Annotated in this window: 14 protein-coding genes; 1 reads left to right on the plus strand and 13 read right to left on the minus strand. The window is 59.9% G+C overall.

Annotated features, from left to right (window positions below; all coding sequences use genetic code 11):
* The first annotated feature begins 129 nt into the window (after nt 1-129).
* Nucleotides 130-405 (plus strand): HU family DNA-binding protein, encoded by a 276-nt coding sequence (locus AO064_RS10450; RefSeq protein WP_003176958.1) that lies wholly within the window; start codon nt 130-132, stop codon nt 403-405.
* 99 nt (nt 406-504) lie between these two features.
* Here the strand turns inward: AO064_RS10450 and AO064_RS10455 are convergent, their stop codons facing one another.
* The 13 genes from AO064_RS10455 to tssA form a co-directional block, all read right to left on the minus strand.
* A complete protein-coding gene (locus AO064_RS10455; protein WP_244159509.1) occupies nt 505-897 on the minus strand; it encodes a hypothetical protein in 393 nt (130 codons plus the stop codon).
* Nucleotides 898-1,168: 271 nt separating this feature from the next.
* Nucleotides 1,169-1,930, minus strand: a complete 762-nt coding sequence (locus AO064_RS10460; RefSeq protein ID WP_170171896.1) for a pentapeptide repeat-containing protein — start codon at nt 1,928-1,930, stop codon at nt 1,169-1,171.
* Nucleotides 1,927-6,309, minus strand: coding sequence for an RHS repeat-associated core domain-containing protein (locus tag AO064_RS10465; RefSeq protein ID WP_064053228.1), 4,383 nt, complete (start codon nt 6,307-6,309; stop codon nt 1,927-1,929). The genes AO064_RS10460 and AO064_RS10465 overlap by 4 nt, the downstream gene beginning before the upstream one ends.
* 14 nt (nt 6,310-6,323) lie before the next feature.
* On the minus strand, nt 6,324-6,758 hold the full coding sequence (locus AO064_RS10470) for a DcrB-related protein (protein ID WP_064053229.1): 435 nt from the start codon (nt 6,756-6,758) through the stop codon (nt 6,324-6,326).
* A 15-nt stretch (nt 6,759-6,773) separates the two neighbouring features.
* Nucleotides 6,774-8,720, minus strand: coding sequence for a type VI secretion system Vgr family protein (locus tag AO064_RS10475; protein WP_064053230.1), 1,947 nt, complete (start codon nt 8,718-8,720; stop codon nt 6,774-6,776).
* 156 nt (nt 8,721-8,876) lie between these two features.
* A complete protein-coding gene (tssH, locus tag AO064_RS10480; RefSeq protein WP_064053231.1) occupies nt 8,877-11,540 on the minus strand; it encodes a type VI secretion system ATPase TssH in 2,664 nt (887 codons plus the stop codon).
* A complete protein-coding gene (tssG, locus tag AO064_RS10485) occupies nt 11,533-12,576 on the minus strand; it encodes a type VI secretion system baseplate subunit TssG (RefSeq protein WP_064053232.1) in 1,044 nt (347 codons plus the stop codon). The genes tssH and tssG overlap by 8 nt, the downstream gene beginning before the upstream one ends.
* Complete coding sequence (gene tssF / locus AO064_RS10490) at nt 12,540-14,399, minus strand: type VI secretion system baseplate subunit TssF (RefSeq protein WP_064053233.1); 1,860 nt, start codon at nt 14,397-14,399, stop codon at nt 12,540-12,542. The genes tssG and tssF overlap by 37 nt, the downstream gene beginning before the upstream one ends.
* Nucleotides 14,396-14,911 (minus strand): type VI secretion system baseplate subunit TssE, encoded by a 516-nt coding sequence (tssE, locus tag AO064_RS10495; RefSeq protein ID WP_005792513.1) that lies wholly within the window; start codon nt 14,909-14,911, stop codon nt 14,396-14,398. Before tssE ends, tssF begins: the two co-directional genes overlap by 4 nt.
* Nucleotides 14,912-15,004: 93 nt before the next feature.
* Nucleotides 15,005-15,493: an Hcp family type VI secretion system effector gene (locus tag AO064_RS10500; RefSeq protein ID WP_015886558.1), complete on the minus strand. Its 489-nt coding sequence runs from the start codon at nt 15,491-15,493 to the stop codon at nt 15,005-15,007.
* A 163-nt stretch (nt 15,494-15,656) separates the two neighbouring features.
* On the minus strand, nt 15,657-17,156 hold the full coding sequence (gene tssC, locus AO064_RS10505) for a type VI secretion system contractile sheath large subunit (RefSeq protein ID WP_015886557.1): 1,500 nt from the start codon (nt 17,154-17,156) through the stop codon (nt 15,657-15,659).
* Between the two features lie 2 nt (nt 17,157-17,158).
* On the minus strand, nt 17,159-17,665 hold the full coding sequence (gene tssB, locus AO064_RS10510) for a type VI secretion system contractile sheath small subunit (RefSeq protein WP_010207547.1): 507 nt from the start codon (nt 17,663-17,665) through the stop codon (nt 17,159-17,161).
* A gap of 54 nt (nt 17,666-17,719) precedes the next feature.
* The gene (gene tssA, locus AO064_RS10515; RefSeq protein ID WP_064053234.1) at nt 17,720-18,739 is read right to left on the minus strand and encodes a type VI secretion system protein TssA; all 1,020 of its coding nucleotides are present in this window, start codon (nt 18,737-18,739) and stop codon (nt 17,720-17,722) included.
* Nucleotides 18,740-18,825 lie beyond the last annotated feature (86 nt).

The following is an 18,825-nucleotide window of genomic DNA, read 5'->3' on the forward strand; positions in this document are numbered from 1 at the left end:
CGGAGCGTGCGAGGGCATGCCATCCTCACTCCCGTCTGCCGCAGAGTAGAGCCTGCGGCGCTTTGGGCGCTGCTCCAGAAGAGAGCAGCACGGACATAACAACAAAAAACCGTCAAAGAGGCTTCACTTATGCGTAAACCAGAACTCGCAGCCGCCATCGCTGAAAAAGCGGATCTCACCAAAGAACAGGCCAACCGCGTCCTCAACGCCGTTCTCGAAGAAATCACCGGCGCCCTGCACCGCAAGGACAGCGTCACCCTGGTCGGCTTCGGCACCTTCCTGCAACGCCACCGCGGCGCCCGCACTGGCAAAAACCCGCAAACCGGCGAGCCGGTGAAAATCAAGGCCAGCAACACTGTTGCGTTCAAGCCAGGCAAATCGCTGAAAGACACTGTTAACGCGTAATGGCGTTACCGTCTCGAAGGGGGCGGGGTGATAGGAAAAATGGGCACGCCGATTAGATCGGGTGCCCATTTTTGTTGGAGCTGACCACGGGCTTGGGTCTCAGCCGTAGAAATAGTCAAAAAAGCGTTCGTAATTTTCCGCGCCCAACAACGGGCTGACTTCCTTGTTGAGTAGCTTCACGAACTTGCTGGAAAGCTCATCGTCGTCGTTGTAGATATCAAAAATGTCGAATTTTCCATGGACGATCTCCACAGTCTTGGCGAAGGCCAGCAGGAAATCCGCGAGAGAGTCGGCAATCTTGAACGGCGCTGCGGCATCGTAGCTCGCCAATACCGGTGTGCCGGGCATATCGGTCACAGCGATAACCGGTTTGCCGCCGCCGATGTCATCCATGAAAACCAGGTGTTGCGCAGGCCAGTTCTCATTCAACTCAGTCTTGTTGGATTCGCCTGCCCACTTATAGCCGACCTGACCATTCTCCAGTGCGTCCAAGTTGAAGAAGCGGATGGGGTCAAGCCTGTTTCGACTTCCACATCGAGCGGCTCGCAAAGGTCGTAGAAGGAGTCCATTTCAGCGGAGCGAGGCAGGGTTTGTGGCCATTTAGCGTTTTCCTGGCCGTTTTTTTCGAAGCTACCTTCGATGTCAAATTTCTTGTGGACGCGGCGACGATAAAGGGGACGGATTTATTTAACTGTAAGGATGTCGCCTTGATTAAATAAATCCGTCCCCTTTTCCCAATCCGTCCCCTTTTCCCCCACCTTTCCTAAGCATCCTGAAGAAGGGTAATGAATTGCTTGGTAAAATCTGGCCCTTCGTAATCTTCAAGATTTTTGATATTTAAGATGGCACCTCGTTGCGTTGTAAGTTTTTGTAGGCGTCGCTTCAATAGTTTATTGATCTGATTGTCTGGCTCAGAGCTTATCAATACGAGCGCTTTTCGTGCGCGAGCGGACACATCTTTGAAAAAAATGTGCTGGGTATCCTTGGGGGGAACAATCTTTTCAAGATCACAGTTTTGAAATGTTACATAATCCAATTTACACAGTTCAAAATCTGCAAGAAGAGGTGTGTTGGGTTGATCGGATACGAAATTTACTTCTTGGAGTTTTCCAGCAAATTTTAGGTTGGCTATGTTTTTGGCATTAAACGAGTTGTCAATGATTTTACACTGGGTAAATGTGCAGTTGCTGAGTTCGCAATCTTTCAAGGAGGCTTCTCGAAAGTCGCACTTTATAAACGTACAGTCCTGGAATTTCGTGTTACTGAAACCTGATGCTTGAAAGTCGACAGTCTTGAAGGAACAATTGGTTAAGAGTGTTTTATTGAAGAATCTTGAACCAGAAAAGTCACTTTTCTCAAAGGTGCAATTTTCCAATACGCATTGATCAAAAATCGGATCGGAGAGTTTCGCCTCTTTTAGTTTGCAGTCGCTGATACGCTCTTTTTCAAAACGCATTTTTTTAGGTAGCACGAGTCCGTTCCGCTGCATATCGGACAGCACGGTTGATTGCATTTTTTCAGTCACCACAATATCCCCTCATAACCATTGCCCCAGTCCCCATAGCGCCGCTGATGCGTGCCCCTTTTCCAATCAGCTTTCGTCGTAAGGTCCCACCAGGTATTAGTTTTAGTTTCATACACATCGGGCAGACGTTGCCCTGATTTCGATACTTCCAAGTGCCCCAGTGACGGGTCATTTTTCACTCTGGTCTTGAAATCTGCATCGATTCTTTGCCCGACATACCGACGATAGCGAGAACGTGCTTGTCCGAGATCACCTCTGTCATAGGCTCGTTTCACTGCTGCTCTTTGTTTCAGGGTCAACGACCTTTGAGGGTTACTGTAAACAGCCTTCCTGGCGGCGTTGGCGTGTGCCTGAAGCTTGGCAGTGGTTGAGCCGCAGGGTGCCCATCCCAAGGGATCAATCCATCCCGAAGGATTAGGGGCATAGTGATAAAGGTTGAAACCTCCTGCCAACCCGACGGGGTCCGGTGTTGTAAAACGCCCCACATCGGGATCATAAAACCGGAATGTATTGAAATGCAGTCCCGTCTCCCGGTCCAGGTACTGGCCTTGGAATCGTAGGTTCTGCTCTTCAATGTAATGTGGCTCCCGGACCTCCTCCAATGTACTGCCCCACACCTGATAGGTCGCGCGCCAAGTACTTTGCCCATCGGCCTCGGTCAGTTGCTCCGGAAGCCCATTAAGATCGTTGTGGTAGTAGCGGGTTTTTTGCAGTGGCCCTGTGCCGTCGATCCGAGCCAGAGGTTCGTAGCCTTCCCCTTCATACACATAAAGGCTGGTCTGGCTGTGTTTGTGCTCTTGTAACAGGCGTAAACCATCCCAAGTGAAATCTGACTGGCTCAATGGGTAGCCATTGGAATCATGCTCGGTTTTTTTGATGCGTCGCCCAAGGGGGTCATAGGTCATCCTGACCACGCTGCCGCTCTCATTGCGTACTTCAACCAGCCGATTTTCAGCATCGTAGGCAAAACGCTGCAAGCCACGAACGGCGCTGCGTTTTTCGATCACCCGACCTAAAGCATCGTATGTATAACGTTTGTCCTGATAGGTGATGAGCCGATTATGCCGTACGAGACCACCTTGATCTGGACTGTCCAGCAGATTGGCTGCGGCGTCATAGGCATAGGTTTCGTTCCTCCCAACCTGCTGGCTTACAAGGATACGATCGGTGCTATCGTATCCCAGATACTCATGCCGATTGTGTTGTCGATCAATACGCTGGCGCCCGATCAAGTTATCGCTGGGGTCGTAGCTATAGACGGTCTCGACCATTGGAGGTAACTGCCAGGGCTGGTCACTAGTCCGGCGTTGACGTGAGCGCAGCCTGCCGCTTCGGTCGTACACGGTGCTCGTCTTGAGGTGACCCTGAGTGCGCTGCACTTCGCGATGCAAGCGATCCCGCTCGAAGTCGCTGATGACTTGACCGTCGAGATTCAGCTGATGCAGATGGCCGCTGCCATAGTACAGCCTGTTCAACCACCGACCATCTGGCAGACCGGTTTGGATCAGGTTTCCCAACTCGTCGTAACGATGCTGTACAGAGCCTGCCGAGCTTTGTTCCTCAATCAACTGCCCCAGCGGGTCATAGCTGAAGCCGAGCGCCTGTAGGTGACCATCAAGGTTAGTAAAGGTAACGCCTATCAGTTGATCGTTCAGGTCATGCTCATAAACGGTGGTACCGTCCGCTGTGACTTTGCTGACCAGGCGTCCAACAGCATCCCGCTTGAACCGGTGTGACAGCGGCGCTACCGGTTCGCCTTCGGTGCCTGGTAGATAGTCCACGGCGACAACGTCGTCCAGCGAATCATAGGTGTAGCAGCGCCGGTTTTGATCCAGGTCTTGTTGCTGCACCATGCGGTCGGCTGCGTCCCACTCAAAGCGATAGCTTTCACCGTTTTCGTTGTTCAGCTTGCGCAGTCGCCCGTAGGCATCATGATCGAACATGACCGTGCGACCATGCGCATCCCAGCGTTGTTTGACCAGGCCCCGTACATCATAGGCATAGCGCGTAGTGCTTCCGGCGGGATCAACATGAGCTGTCAGATAACCACTTGCGCTGCGCTGGAACTGTTCCACGCGGCCATCCGGGAGGTGGCATTCCAGGAGCAGCCCCTGGTGGTCGTAGCGGTAGCGTACCGAATTACCTTCAGCATTGGTTTGCACCACCAGATTGCCAAATGCGTCGTACTGAAAGCGAGTCGGATAACCGGAACAATCCACCTCTTCGACCAGTTGGCCCCACTCGTTCCAATGCAGTGTCCTGGTTTTTTCCGAGGCATCGATGATACGCACCGGTTGCCCGAAACCGTCATAGACGTAGCGTGTACGGTTTCCCGAGGGGTCGATTTCTTCAATGCAATTGCCGCGCTGATCGTAGCGGCAATGCCAACTGTTGCCGGCCGGGTCAGTTTCCACCTGCGGTAACGCCCAATGCGCCAGCCACTGTGTACCGCGCGTCCTGGTCAATGGGTCGGTCACGGCACTCAAGTTTCCAGATTCGTCGTAACTGAATCGCCATTGGCCATCTTGCGGATCGACCGTACCGAGCAGTTGGCGATCTTCGTTCCATTCGAACTGCCACGACTGGCCCACGTTATCGACGTAGCAAGTGATCTGATACTGCGGGTTCCAATGGCGTGTGCTGACCCGCATCAGCCCGTCGGTCACGCGCGTAATGCCAGCTTCCAAGTCGTAGTCAAAGGTGTATTCATCGCCTGCATCAGTCCAGTGTCGCCTGACGCGCCATTGCGGACCGTCGGGTCCGGTTGCTTCAGCCCATTGGTAAAAACAGCGCAAACCACTCGGCAATTGGTGTTCTATCATGCGCCTGCCGCTGTCGTAGGCGAAGCGCCGAAGGGTAATACCTTGTGCGTCTAGTACCTCGGCCAGATCGCCATTGCTGTCATAGCGATAACTACAGAGTACGTCACTGCGCGCATCGAAATGCTCCTGGCGTAGGTAACGCCGTTCGATATGGCTCACTCGTCGCGGATGCGCCGCAGCGTAGTTGAGATCGACGTGCATCAAATCATGGGTGTCGCGCAGGCGGTGGAGCCGCCCCTGGCTATCGTAATCGAGGAAGATCCGCCCCTCATTGCGATCACCCAACAGGCATAAGCGCATCCGCGAGTTGACCAGCGGGTCGGGTTCGAACAGGCGATACAGACCGTCGATACTTTCGATCAGTATTGCTCCATCATGGCTGCGCCTGACCGCAAGGCCTTCTCCAGGACTGAAAGCTGCACTGGACAAGGGAATAAACCCAAGCTGCAATCGGCGCCCCTGTTCATCGATGTAGAACAGGTTTTCGTCCAAATCTATCTCGACCGACACTTCGTAGGCGACGCTCCAGCCTGCACCGAAAAGGCCGTCCTGGCGGGTGTCGAGGCTGCTGTAGAAGCGCTGCCAATCAATGGGGAGCAGGCCCGGCAGGACGAAATCCAGTTCTTCGCTATCGCCGAGGATTTTGGCGCCGGTAGGGCTGTGTACCGGATTCGGTGAGCCATTGATTGCGCTCTTGAGGGCGGAGGTTATCTTACTGGTGCCATAGGAGACTGCTGCCCCTACCAGCACACTGCCGAACAGGCAGGGTAGTTTGCTCCAAAAGCATCTCACATTGCCACGTAGCATCAACAGAGCAGTAATCGCCAAGCCCACGCCCGGCGTTTTCCCGCTACGAATCTCCTGCACCACGACGGTCTCGCCCCCGATGCGTACATCCGGCGATATCAACCCCTCTGCAGTTCCGATTTTTGCATCGCAGGTACTTCGATCGCCGCTACGCGCCGCCGGTTGGCCGTTGATGAATACCGAGCTGGAACCCTCCGCAATGAATTGCAGGGGCATGGGGGGATGCTTGTTACACGCTACGGTATCCAGTAAGCAGGGCACTGTGCCGGCAGCGGGCGAGGCGACGGTGGGTCGCCACAGTTGAGAGAAAAACTCTCCTGCCATATCCAGGAAGCTGGGCGCCGGCGGTTCGCTGGGCATCACTGGCACGGCCAACATCTTTCCGGCGGCGCGGGCAGCCTTTTTCCCGTTGATGAAGACGTTGTCCGAGCCGCTGGTGATAAAGGCGTCGATTACCGGTGGGAACACCCAGTTGGCGGCCGACTCGCACCAACTGGATATTTTCAGATCAGCACCTGTGAGTCCTGCGGTGATCCCTACGACCGCGCCGACTACCAAGACTAGGGCAACACCGCCGGTGGCAATGGTTGCGCCGGTCACCAGCGCAACCGCAGCAGCGGCAGCCAGGCAGCCCACGTAGGTGATCGCCGCATAGGCTGCCACTTCAAGTACACCGCCGAGAATATCGGCCATCACCGAGGTGTGCAGCAGCGCGTCGCCTTCACGGGCGGCCCAAAGATCCTCACTCATTGCTCAGACTCGACTCAGGGCTTGGCGAAGAAGTTGAGTGTGCTTTTGAGCGTTGCCCAGTGAGCTGCCTCGGCAGCTCCCAGGGGCTGCGTCTTGACGTAACTCAGGGCAATCAAATGGCGTGTGCCGGGTATCTGCATCGCTAGCTGATATTGGTAAATGTTGTCGCTGCCTTTGTTGAATTTATTCTGCACCTCAAAGGCGTCGATATCCTGCGCCGGCCCCACCTTGATGGCTTGCGCCGGCGAATAACGAAGGTCTTTAACTTGCTGTTCGAGTTTCTTCAACTGGCCCTCGAAGTTGCTGTGCAGGGTCTCGCCATCCGCCAGCGGGCTACGGCTGACCACCAGCGTGGTGCCCAGCTTGGCGAACTTGAGAATATTGATCGAGGTGTCCTGCACCTCAGCATCGGGAAGGGTGAATTGAGCTTCGTTAATCAAGTAATTCATGGCAGAAAAATCTCGTTATTGACCAGCGCCGGGCTTGCCAGGGAATTTTGACTCGACGGCGGACTTGATTGTGTCTTGCACGCCCTGAGCGCCGGGCGACGTGCCCTTGTCACTGCCCAGGTTGATATCCAGTTTGCCTTTCGTCTGTATCTTGCTGCTGCCGGAGGAGAACAGATTGAACGAGGTGCAGGTCAGGTTAATGTCTCCGCCAGCCTTGAGCTCGAACACGCTGTCACCGCACACTAGGCGAATGCTGTCTCCTGCCTCTATGGTGTAGTTTGTGGCGGCGCTGTCAGACTTGGCCCCACCCACCAGAACGGTGTCGTTGTTGCGCACGACCCGCACGCGATTATTCCCAATCGTCACCGTCTCGTTGTGCCCAATGCTCTTATTGCGGTCATGCCCGACGGAGTGGCTCTCATCCACTTCCACCACAATGTCTTGATTCCGCTCAGCATGGATATACAACTGCTCCAACCCCTTCTTGTCCTCCATGCGGATTTCATTGAAGTTGGCCGGCGTGCCGCCTTTGCTGGATCGACTCTTCATGCCGCTCTGGGTAGCGTTCTCCGGCAAATCGTACGGCACGGTCTGCTCGGCGTTGTACACCCGCCCGGTGATGATCGGCCGGTCGGGATCACCTTCCAGAAAGCTTACAATCACTTCCTGGCCGATCCGGGGAATCTGCATCGAGCCCCAGTTCTTGCCGGCCCAGGATTGCGACACACGAATCCAGCAGGAGCTGTTCTCGTTGGATTGGTCGTGGCGGTCCCAGTAGAAGTGCACCTTCACGCGGCCGTACTGGTCGGTCCAGATTTCCTCGCCCTTGGGCCCGACTACCAGCGCGGTCTGCGGGCCTTTGACGATAGGGCGGTGGGTGCTGGCCAACGGGCGGAAGCTCTGCTGGGCGTCGATGCAGGTCAGGCTGCTTTCGAACTGCGCGCCGCCCGAACCGCCGCCGCTTTCCAGGCTTTCCTGGACGATGTAATAGCGAATGCCGACGATCAGGTATTCGCGGTTCTGGTCCTGGCGGCTGAAGCCGGTGAGGCTGAACAAATGCCCCGAACCCAGGCCACGCGCATTGCCGCTGAACTCGATCTGCTCGTGCAGGGTTTGCAGGGCTTCGATGCGGGTGCGCGCATAGTGTTCGCCGTCGGCGCTTTGCACGTAGGTGCCGGGGTAGTCGTACAGCGGGTAGTCGCCGGCGGTGTGCGGGCGCGGCATGGCCGAGCGCACGTCGATGCTGGCGCTGGGGCGCTGGAAGTCGTAGTCGTTGAGCTCCAGCGAGCCGGGCTGCACCTCTTGCGCCAGGTGCCAGTTGTGCATGTGGTCGCGTTCGCGCTGCTGCTCGTCCTTGGGGTAATACGGGATGGATGCGTAGCCCGGCACGGTGGTGTGGGCACCGTAGGCGTCAGCCAGCACCAGCACATGGCGGTCCTGTTCATGGCGGAAGAAGTAGTAGATGCCTTCCTGTTCCATCAAGCGGCTGACGAAGTCGAAACTGGTCTCGCGGTACTGCACGCAGTATTCCCACTCGCGGTACGGCCGGCTCAGGGCGTCTTCGAAGTCGGAAAACCCCAGGTCGCGGAACACCTGCTTGATGATCTGCGGGATGCTCAGGTTCTGGAAAATCCGGCAGTCCGAGGTCCGGCTGAGCAGCCACAGCCACGGGCGCAACGTCACCTGGTAACTGGCGAACTGGCCCTGGTCGATGTTCTGGCTGCAGCGCGCGACGATACCGTGGAAGTGCCGCTCACCGCCGTCCGCCAGTTGCAGGCCCACGCTCATGGGTTTGCCGAGCAACTGGTTGAGGTCGATGTTGGCGTCCAGGGACGTCAGTTGCAGCTCATAGTTGAACAGCCGCCCCAGCTCTTCGCCGCCGCCCATTTCATTGAGCAGCAGCACATCCGCCCCCAGGGGGCTGGTGATCTTGGCCAGGCGTGAGGCTTGGTTAAAAAGCATCGGTTGTCCCGTAAATGACTAAGTAACTGAAGGAACCGGTTCAAGTGTGGGAGGGGGCTTGCCCCCGATGGCGGTGAATCAGTCACCGAATGCATCAACTGACACACTGCTATCGGGGGCAAGCCCCCTCCCACATTTTGATTGTGTTCCGTCAGGTCAATCTGCGTCGCTGAAGTCGTAGTGCAATTCATTATCCCGGCTGCTGATGCGCACACCCGCCATCGCCTTGCCTTCGAGCATGCGCGTGAGGAACTCACGGCTCATGTCCGGCAGCAGGCTGTTGGTAAGAATGGTGTCGATCATGCGCCCGCCGCTTTCGGTTTCGGTGCAACGCGAGACGATCAGGTCGACCACCGCGTCGTCGTAGTCGAAGGCAACCTTGTGGGTTGTCTCCACGCGCTTCTTGATGCGGCCCAGTTGCAGGCGGGTGATCGCCTTGAGCATCTCATCGCTCAGCGGGTAGTACGGAATGGTCACCAGGCGGCCGAGCAGTGCCGGCGGAAAGATCTCCAGCAGCGGCTGGCGCAGGGCCTTGGCGATTTCTTCCGGCTCAGGGATGTTCGCCGGGTCTTTGCACACCTGGGAAATCAGCTCGGTACCGGCGTTGGTGGTCAGCAGGATCAGGGTGTTCTTGAAGTCGATCACCCGGCCTTCGCCGTCTTCCATCACGCCCTTGTCGAACACCTGGAAGAAGATTTCATGCACGTCCGGGTGGGCTTTCTCCACCTCGTCCAGCAGTACCACGCTGTAGGGTTTGCGCCGCACGGCTTCGGTCAGCACGCCGCCTTCGCCGTAGCCGATATAGCCCGGAGGCGCGCCCTTGAGGGTCGACACCGTGTGGGCTTCCTGGAATTCGCTCATGTTGATGGTGATGACGTTCTGCTCGCCGCCGTACATGGCTTCGGCCAGGGCCAGGGCGGTTTCGGTCTTGCCCACGCCCGAGGTACCGGCCAGCATGAACACGCCAATCGGCTTGCTCGGGTTGTCGAGGCCGGCGCGGGACGTCTGGATGCGCTTGGCGATCATCTGCAGGGCGTGGTCCTGGCCGATGATGCGTTTCTTCAGGTGCTGGTCGAGGTTGAGCACCGTCTCCAGCTCATTGCGCGCCATGCGGCCCACCGGGATGCCGGTCCAGTCGGCGACCACCGAGGCCACGGCCTGGTAATCCACGGTCGGCAGGATCAGCGGGGTTTCACCTTGCAGCGCGCTGAGGCGTTGTTGCAGGTCGACCAGTTGCTCGCGCAAAGCGTCGTCGCCACTGTCTACGGCGCCGGCCTTTTCGCGCAAGGTCGCGCGGGTAGCGAGCAGTTCGTCCACCAGCGCTTTCTCTTCGGCCCAGCGGCTTTCCAGCGTCGCCAGGCGCTCACGTTCAGCGCTCAACAGTGCTTCGCTATGGGTTTGACGCGCGCCAATCGCGATACCAATGGCATGCTCGCGAGCGATGATCTGCAGCTCGGTTTCCAGGGCTTCGATGCGGCGGCGGCTGTCGTCCACTTCGGCCGGCACCGCGTGCAGGCTGATGGCGACGCGGGCGCAGGCGGTGTCCAGCAGGCTCACGGATTTGTCCGGCAACTGGCGCGCCGGGATGTAGCGGTGGGACAGCTTCACCGAGGCTTCCAGGGCTTCGTCGAGGATCTGCACCTGGTGGTGTTTTTCCATGGTCGACGCCACGCCGCGCATCATCAGCAGCGCTTTGTCTTCCGACGGTTCGGCGACTTGCACCACCTGGAAACGGCGCGTCAGGGCCGGGTCCTTCTCGATGTGCTTCTTGTACTCGGCCCAGGTGGTGGCGGCCACAGTACGCAGGGTGCCACGCGCCAATGCAGGCTTGAGCAGGTTGGCTGCGTCACCGGTGCCGGCGGCGCCACCGGCACCCACCAGGGTGTGGGCTTCGTCGATAAACAGGATGATCGGCTTGGGTGAGGCCTGGACGTCTTCGATGACCTGGCGCAGGCGCTGTTCGAATTCGCCTTTCATGCTGGCGCCGGCTTGCAGCAGGCCCACGTCGAGGCTGCGCAGTTCCACATCTTTGAGCGCGGGTGGCACGTCACCGGCGACGATACGCAGGGCGAAACCTTCGACCACGGCGGTCTTGCCCACCCCGGCTTCACCGGTGAGGATCGGGTTGTTCTGGCGGCGGCGCATGAGGATGTCGACCAGTTGGCGGATCTCCTCATCACGACCCACGATCGGGTCGAGCTTGCCGCTGCGGGCCTGTTCGGTCAGGTCAACGGTAAAGCGCTTGAGCGCTTCCTGTTTGCCCATCGCACTGGGCGCCATGGCACCGCTGGCTTCGCCCGGCACGGCGCCGGCGTTGAAACCGTCGCTGGCGCTCAGCGCGTTTTCCGGCGAGTCGCCCACGTATTCATCAAAGCGCTCGCTCAGGGCCTCGGCCTTGATCTTGTCGAACTCGGAAGACAAGCCCAGCAGCGCATGGCGCAGGCTCGGGGTCTTGAGAATGCCGAGCACCAGATAACCGGTGCGTACCTGGCTTTCGCCGAACATCAGGCTGCCGTAGACCCAGCCGCGCTCCACCGCTTCTTCCACATGGGAGGACAGGTCGGTGATCGAGGTCGAGCCGCGTGGCAGGCGGTCCAGGGCTTCGGTCAGGTCGCGGGCCAGGCGCGCCGGCTCGACGTTGAACTGGCGGATGATGCGGTGCAGGTCCGAGTCCTGCAGTTGCAGCAACTGGTGAAACCAGTGGGCAAGCTCCACATACGGGTTGCCCCGCAGTTTGCAGAACACCGTGGCGGCTTCGATGGCCTTGTAGGCCACGCTGTTGAGTTTGCCGAACAGTGCGGCGCGACTGATTTCACCCATGCTCTGGATTCCTTGAGGTGGTGGCGTGGTCGGCGTAGTGCCGGGCCAGGATTAGGTCGTTGGCGTCATGCTCGGGTTTACCGAGCCAGGTGTTGAAGCCCAGGCGGAACTGGCCGTTGAGTTGCAGCACTGGCACTTCGGCTTGTTGCAGAACCAGGTTCAAGTCCCAGTCCAGTTCATGGCCCAGGTACTCGGCCACCCACGCCACCAGCTCGTTGAACGGTTGGTGGCCGGGCAGCATGCCCATGTAGTCATCCAGCGTGAGGGGGCCCAGGCGGATACGGAATTTGTGCTGACGATCCCACACGAAGCTGCCCAGGCAAAAGTCCACGCCGAGACGGTTGGCGCTCACGCCCACGCGGCTGCGTTCGGGCAGCTCGAGCCATTGGCCGACGTACTCTTCGATCGCCACCGGCAGGCCGAAGTACTCGCCGAGAATGGCTTTCAAGCCGTCCGGGTAGCGGGTTTGCGCCGAGAGGTGGCCGCTGTAATGCAGCTTCGCGGTATCCGGGATGAGCCCCTGATTCAGCAGGCTCGGCATGCCGCGACCACTCAGTGCGGCGAGGCGCGCAGACCAATAGTCATCGTCCGGGCGGTCATGGCTGACCGTCGGCCGCGCCTCGGCCCAGGCTCGGTAAAACAGGCTCAGCAGGCGATGGTGGAACACATCCAGGAAGTGTTTGCTGGTGCTGTCGGCATTGTTGCGCTGGCGCTCGCGTACATATTCGGTGATATGCAGCGGCAGCGGGCCGTTGGGGCCGCCAAGGCCGAAGAAGAACTGCTCCAGCCGCGCCGGCTTGCCGTCGCCACCGGGGTCGACCGACGCCAACGTGGCTGGGGCAAAGGTGCAATCCGCCTGCTGACCCAGGCGCAGCGGGTCATCCGCCAGGCGCAGGGAATGGCCCAGGCGCGGCAGTTCCGGCGATTCGCACTCGAGACGCCGCAACGCCTGGAAGAAATCGTATTCCCAGGGCGCCTGATGCATCGCATCCAGGGTACTCACAGGGTCGGACGATGTCCGGGCTTGGCTTTCCATCGCATGATCTCGCCGCGTTCGGTGGTACGGATCACCGTCTCGGTAAAACTGTTGATCGACACGTAGCGTGCCAGGAAGCGTTCCAGCACCGCACCGAGCAGGAATACGCCGGTGCCGCGAAACGCGTTTTCATCGAATTCCAGTGTGATCTCCAGGCCGCGCCCAAACACGATCGGGCCGGGCATCGGCAGGCGGCGGGTCACCGCTTTGCTGCTGACCTCGCGCAAGCCTTCGATCTGCAATTGCAGCGCCGCGTCGTTGCTGTCGCCGTACAGGCGCAGCAATTCACGCAAGGCGCCGGCGCCCTGGCCCTGTTCGCTCAACGACAGGTAGTTGAGCGACAGTTGGCTGATCAAGCGCCACGCCTTGGCGTCATGGGCATGGCTGGGGCGCGGGCGACTCGGGCCGGCGACGCAGCGCACGGCCAATACCGGCGCGCTGTCGGCCAGGGTGAAGTCGGTCTTGCCGTTGCCCACGCTCATGAACAAGGGCAGGTCGCGGTTGGTGCACAGCGCGGTCACGCCGAGCTGGCGCAGGTCGTGGCGGTAGGGCGCTTGCCCGCTGTCCACCAGGCTGACAAAGGTTTCACTGCCCACGTACGTGGAGCGTGGGCCGTTGCGGCGCTGGTCGCTGGACAGCACGCGCGGCTCGCGGCGCACGGTGTAATAGGCCTGGTCGCGGCCATAGCGCGACGGGTCGCGCACCGCATAAAACGGTAAAAAGGGTTGTTCCGGCCCGGTGCCATGGCCCGTGATGCCGCTCAATGAATGAATCTCGAAATCCATCGGCCGCGTGCGGTCGGCGATCACATGGTGCTCGCTGACCCGGTCGGATAGGTGAATACGGTCTACGCGCTTGGGAAACAGGTTGATCGCCGGCGTGCAGAACGGCAGGAACTGCGCGGCGCCGACGCTGCCTTCCAAGCTCGGTTCGTGGCGGTCGAACAACACGATCAGTTCCAACTCCTGACCGTCGCAACGCTTGACCGCACGGCTCAGCTCGGCGAACTCGACGAACAAGTAGCGGTGGGGCAGGGCGAAGTATTCCTGCAACAGGCGATAGCCCTGGAAGGCCCGCGCGACAACCGGCATGGCGGCGTCGGCATCGTCAAAACCACGGGAGCGCAATGCGTCCTGCGGCAGGCGTTCTACCCAGTCACCGCCGGGCTTGCGTGCAAACACCGCGCAGGCGTTGCCCAACAACTGCTCGTAAAGGCGGAACGGTTGCTCGTCGGCACCGCTGAGGTACAGCGGCAGGTTATCCAGGTCGAGGCTGTTGAAAGGCAATTCGGCGCCGGTGCGCAGGGTCAGGCGCAGGCCGGCCTTGGCTTTCGGCTCACTGGCGGCCAGGCGGCCCAGCACGGCGGCGGGGTTGCCGAAATACTCGGCGCTGCTGACCTGCAACGGCCACAACGTCACCGGGTGCGCGGTGCGGTACTCGCAGCAGGTCTGGGTTTCACGGCCGAGGGCGGCACGCAATACCGTGTCGCGGGGCAGCGGGAAACCGCTGGCCAGGGAGCCTTCATCCGGGTCGGTCTGCAATTGCACCACGGTCATCGACGGCGTCGGCGCCAGGTAGTGCGGGTAGGCGATTTCCAGCAGGTTATGGGTGAAGGTCGGGTACTCGGCATCGAGCTTGAGCTGCACGCGGGCCGTGAGGTAGGCAAACCCTTCAAGCAGGCGTTCGACGTACGGGTCGGCGCAGTCCATACCGGACAGGGTCAGCCGACTGGCGATCTTCGGGTATTCCTTGGCGAACTCGGCGGCGCTTTCGCGCACGTGGTGCAGTTCCTGGTTGTACAGCTCCAGCAGGCGCGGGTTCATGGGCGCCTCCGCTGGTCGGCATTCACCACACGCACATGGCCGGATTCCAGATCGAGGTCGGTTTGCAGCAATAGGCGCAACGGCACCGGCTGCGCCCACAGGTCGCCTTCGATCTCGAAGCTCAGGGCGTTGTGATTCATCTCGCCATGGCCGACACGGGCTTTGACCCGCAGGGTATGGCGCAGGATGCGCGGTTCAAAGGTGGCGATGGCCTGGTAGATCAGGGCTTCCAGGGCCTTGATGTCGACACTGGAAACACTGTTGCCCGCCAGCGCCGGCAGGCCGTAATTGACCACCGACGTCCCGGCCGGGGTGTGCAGCGTGGCATCGGCATCGAGCAACGACGTGGTGTTGAGCAGCCACGCCAGGTCACGCAGCACCGAGGCTTTCAATTGGGTCAGGGACAGCACGCGTTTGTCGGCGCTTTCCTTGGGATTGGTTGGGTCGTCGTCGGTCAGCCGGTCCAGCAGGGACGGTTGCAGACGGTCGCGGGAAGCGATTTCAGTTACCACCAAAGCAGCTCCACGGACGGGTTGTGAGAGGGACAGTTGTTGAGCGGGGCAGGTTTCTGGGGCCGTGGTGGGGAACCACGGCCACCAGAGCTATCAGCGCTTGGTGTTGGAACGGATGTTCCAGCCAAACTTGATCGCGCCGCCGTCTTTGGTGCCATCGGCTTTCTGCGGCTGGTAGTCGACCATCACTTGGGCAAAGTTCAGGGTGACGTTTTCGGTCAGGCGGTCATCGCCACCCGAACCGCCGGTGCTCAGCGAGGTGACCAGCACTTCTTCCAGGTTGATCACCATGTACTCGACCTGGCTTTCACCGCCGGCCTTGCGCACGGTCAGCTTGACCTTGTCGATGTGCTTGCCGCTGGCGCAGTGCATCATCAGGTTCGGCGAAGCCTTGTCGACGTACTTGGTCAGCGACAGGTCCTGGATATTCACCTTGCCGGCGCCGCCGCCACCGCCCACGTGCATGTTGCCGGACTGGGCCATGCCCCAGCTCCAGTTCAGCACGTCGATCTCGTCCTTGTGGGCCTTGTCCATGGACTCGCCCTTGATGTCGCCGATCTTGATGAAAATATCAACAGCCATGTTTTCTCCCTGTGTGGCGTGGGCCACGATATTTGGTTATGCCCAATGGAGCATTGCTTTTGTGTGGGAGGGGGCTTGCCCCCGATGCAGGCGACGCGGACTTTCAGTCAGACCGAGTAGATGCCATCGGGGGCAAGCCCCCTCCCACAGAAGAGCCAGTTGGTTATGCACTCTTGGCCGAAGGCAGCTTCGATACCAGGCGCAGCGACACGGTCAGCCCTTCGAGCTGGTAGTGCGGGCGCAGGTAGAACTTGGAGTTGTAGTACCCCGGGTTGCCTTCGACTTCTTCCACGATCACTTCGGCAGCCGCCAATGGGTGCTGGGCCTTGGTGGTTTCGGTGGAGTGCGCCGGGTCACCGTCCACGTAGTTGAGGATCCAGTCCTGCAACCAGCGCTGCATCTCGTCCTTCTCTTTGAAGGAACCGATCTTGTCGCGCACGATGCACTTCAAGTAGTGGGCGAAACGGCAGGTGGCGAACAGGTACGGCAGGCGCGCGGCCAGGTTGGCGTTGGCGGTGGCGTCCGGGTCATCGTATTCGGCCGGTTTCTGCAGCGACTGCGCGCCAATGAACGCGGCGAAGTCGGTGTTTTTCTTGTGCAGCAGAGGCATGAAACCATTCTTCGCCAGTTCCGCTTCACGGCGGTCGCTGATGGCGATTTCGGTCGGGCACTTCATGTCCACGCCACCGTCATCGGTAGGGAACGTGTGCGCCGGCAGGTTTTCCACTTCGCCGCCGGACTCGATACCACGGATGCGCGAGCACCAGCCGTAGTGCTTGAACGAACGGTTGATGTTCACGGCCATCGCGTACGCGGCGTTGGCCCAGGTGTACTTGGAGCTGTCGGCACCGTCGGTGTTTTCTTCGAAGGCGAAGGCTTCCACCGGGTCAGTCTTGGCGCCGTACGGGAGGCGCGCCAGGAAGCGCGGCATGGTCAGGCCGATGTAGCGCGAGTCTTCCGATTCACGCAGCGAGCGCCAGCCTGCGTATTCCGGGGTGGTGAAGATCTTGGTCAGGTCGCGCGGGTTCGACAGCTCCTGCCACGAGCCCATGCCCATCACGGTCGGCGAGGCCGCAGCGATGAACGGGGAGTGCATGGCGGCGCAGACTTTCGACAGCTCGCCCAGCAGCTCCACGTCGGGTGGCGACTGGTCGAAGTAGTAGTCGCCCACCAGGCAGCCGTACGGCTCGCCGCCGAACTGGCCGTATTCTTCTTCGTACATCTTCTTGAAGATCGGGCTCTGGTCCCACGCGGTGCCCTTGAATTTCTTCAGGGTCTTGTGCAGGTCCGGCTTGGAGATGTTGAGCACGCGGATCTTCAGCTGCTCATCGCTTTCGGTGTTGTTGACCAAGTAGTGCAGGCCACGCCAGGCGCTTTCCAGCTGCTGGAAATCCGGGTGGTGGATGATCTGGTTGACCTGGGCGGTCAGCTTGGCGTCGATGGCGGCAATGATCGATTCGATCGACTTGATCGCGTCATTGGACACCAGGTCGGTTTGCGCCAGGGCCTGTTCGGCCAAGGTGCGCACGGCGGTTTCCACGGCTTCGCGGGCACGCTCGGTCTTGGGCTTGAATTCTTGCAGCAGCAGGTTCGCGAACTCGCTGGCTTCTTCGGTCTGGGTACCCAGGATCTGGGTGCCTTCGCGGGCGGTATTGTCAGTCATGATTACTGGTCCCCTGCAGGCTTGGGCGCGCTGGCAAGTGCCTGGAGCAGTGCCGGGTCCTTGATCGCCTTCATGATGATTTCTTCAGCGCCCGTCTTGCCGTCCATGTAGGTCAGCAGGTTGGCCAGCTGGGTGCGGGCTTCGAGCAGTTGGTTCAGCGAATCGACCTTGCGGGCCACGGCGGCCGGGCTGAAGTCGTCCATGCTTTCGAAGGTGATGTCCAGGCTCAGATTGCCTTCGCCGGTCAGTTCGTTCGGTACGTGGAACGCCACGCGCGGCTGCATGGCCTTGAGGCGCGAGTCGAAGTTATCGACGTCCACTTCAAGGAACTTGCGGTCGGCCACCGGCGCCAACGGCTCGGCAGGCTTGCCGGCGAGGTCGGCCATCACACCCATCACGAAGGGCAGCTGGACCTTTTTCTCGGCGCCGTAGAGCTCGACGTCGTACTCGATCTGCACTCGAGGCGCGCGGTTGCGCGCGATGAATTTCTGAGAACTTTGCTTCGCCACGTTGCTGCTCCTGGTCGCTTGAGCGACGGTGTTGTTACTGCACAGTCGGGCGGCTTACTCGCCGTCCGGGCCACGCAGGTTTTCAAATTGGGACATGCCGTCGGGAATCAGATTGCGCACGATGGCCGCAAAGTCGGCGTGCACCAGATTCTTCGCCCGGTTCAACAGCACCGGCAGCGGGCTCGAAGGCTCGTGTCGGGTGTAGTACGCAAGGATCTTGTCGAGGCTGCGCAGCACATCGTCGCGGTTGGCGATATCGCCAACGGGGCGCGGCGCTGCGGGGGCGGTGGCGAAGTCGACCGAGGGGGCATTGTCGTCACTGACGGCCTCGGGTTCGCTGCTGCCGGCGGTGCCTGGCACCGCTTGATTGAGTATCTGCAACGCCTGCTTGAGCGGTTGCTTCAAGGCACTCAGGTCCACGCCCTGGGCGGAACCGACCTGATCGTTGACGTGTTGTTCGATGGCTTCGCACGCCGCACGCGCCGCAATCAGGGCGTCACGGGTGGCTTGCAGTTGCTCGGGGTCGCTGTCGAGGAATGCGGCGGTGAGTTGCTGGGCGCCGAGTTGTTCATCGGGGAAGCTCAACAGGCCGCTGGCGTTGAGCGCCGCGCGCAGGGTCACGGGGCCGAAGGTGCGTGAGCGCGTGAGGATGCTTTCGCGCAACAAGCGAATGTTGGTGTCGCAGGTCAAGCCGGTGAGGGCGTTGATGCGTACGGTGGGGTCGTTATCGTCGTCGGCGTCCAGGCGCGGATGCAGGTCGGCCCAGTAATCGCGCAGCAGGGCGTCGATCAGCGTCAGCGCTTCGGCCAGGCCGGTCACGCCTTGGAGGGCGAGGGCGCTTTGCAGCAGGAAATGGGTGATGCGCAGGTCTTTGCTGCGCGCCAGCAGATCGAGGCTTTGCTGCTGGATGCTGCGCCATTCCGGCGGCTCGGCGGGCAGGATGGCGTCGCCCATGCTGCGCTCGGGTTGGCCCTTGGCATCACGCTCCAATTGCAAAAATTGCGCGTCATATTCCATGTCTTCGCCACATGGCGAAGTCGCGGAAACGGCGGTGAGCAGCAACGGCACATCCACTGAATCGATCTCCCTATCGGCCCGTTAGATGGCGGGCAATTCATGCATTAGTTGCGCGAGGAACTTTGCATGTTTTCTTGGTCATA

The sequence above is a fragment of the Pseudomonas marginalis genome (assembly GCF_001645105.1).
GTDB lineage: Bacteria > Pseudomonadota > Gammaproteobacteria > Pseudomonadales > Pseudomonadaceae > Aquipseudomonas > Aquipseudomonas petroselini.

Coding starts and splice junctions, on each gene's coding strand:
- AO064_RS10450 (WP_003176958.1), top strand. CDS start 130: ATGCGTAAACCAGAACTCGCAGCCGCCATCGCTGAAAAAGCGGATCTC.
- AO064_RS10470 (WP_064053229.1), bottom strand. CDS start 6,758: ATGAATTACTTGATTAACGAAGCTCAATTCACCCTTCCCGATGCTGAG.
- tssG (WP_064053232.1), bottom strand. CDS start 12,576: ATGGAAAGCCAAGCCCGGACATCGTCCGACCCTGTGAGTACCCTGGAT.
- AO064_RS10475 (WP_064053230.1), bottom strand. CDS start 8,720: ATGCTTTTTAACCAAGCCTCACGCCTGGCCAAGATCACCAGCCCCCTG.
- tssF (WP_064053233.1), bottom strand. CDS start 14,399: ATGAACCCGCGCCTGCTGGAGCTGTACAACCAGGAACTGCACCACGTG.
- tssH (WP_064053231.1), bottom strand. CDS start 11,540: ATGGGTGAAATCAGTCGCGCCGCACTGTTCGGCAAACTCAACAGCGTG.
- AO064_RS10500 (WP_015886558.1), bottom strand. CDS start 15,493: ATGGCTGTTGATATTTTCATCAAGATCGGCGACATCAAGGGCGAGTCC.
- tssC (WP_015886557.1), bottom strand. CDS start 17,156: ATGACTGACAATACCGCCCGCGAAGGCACCCAGATCCTGGGTACCCAG.
- AO064_RS10465 (WP_064053228.1), bottom strand. CDS start 6,309: ATGAGTGAGGATCTTTGGGCCGCCCGTGAAGGCGACGCGCTGCTGCAC.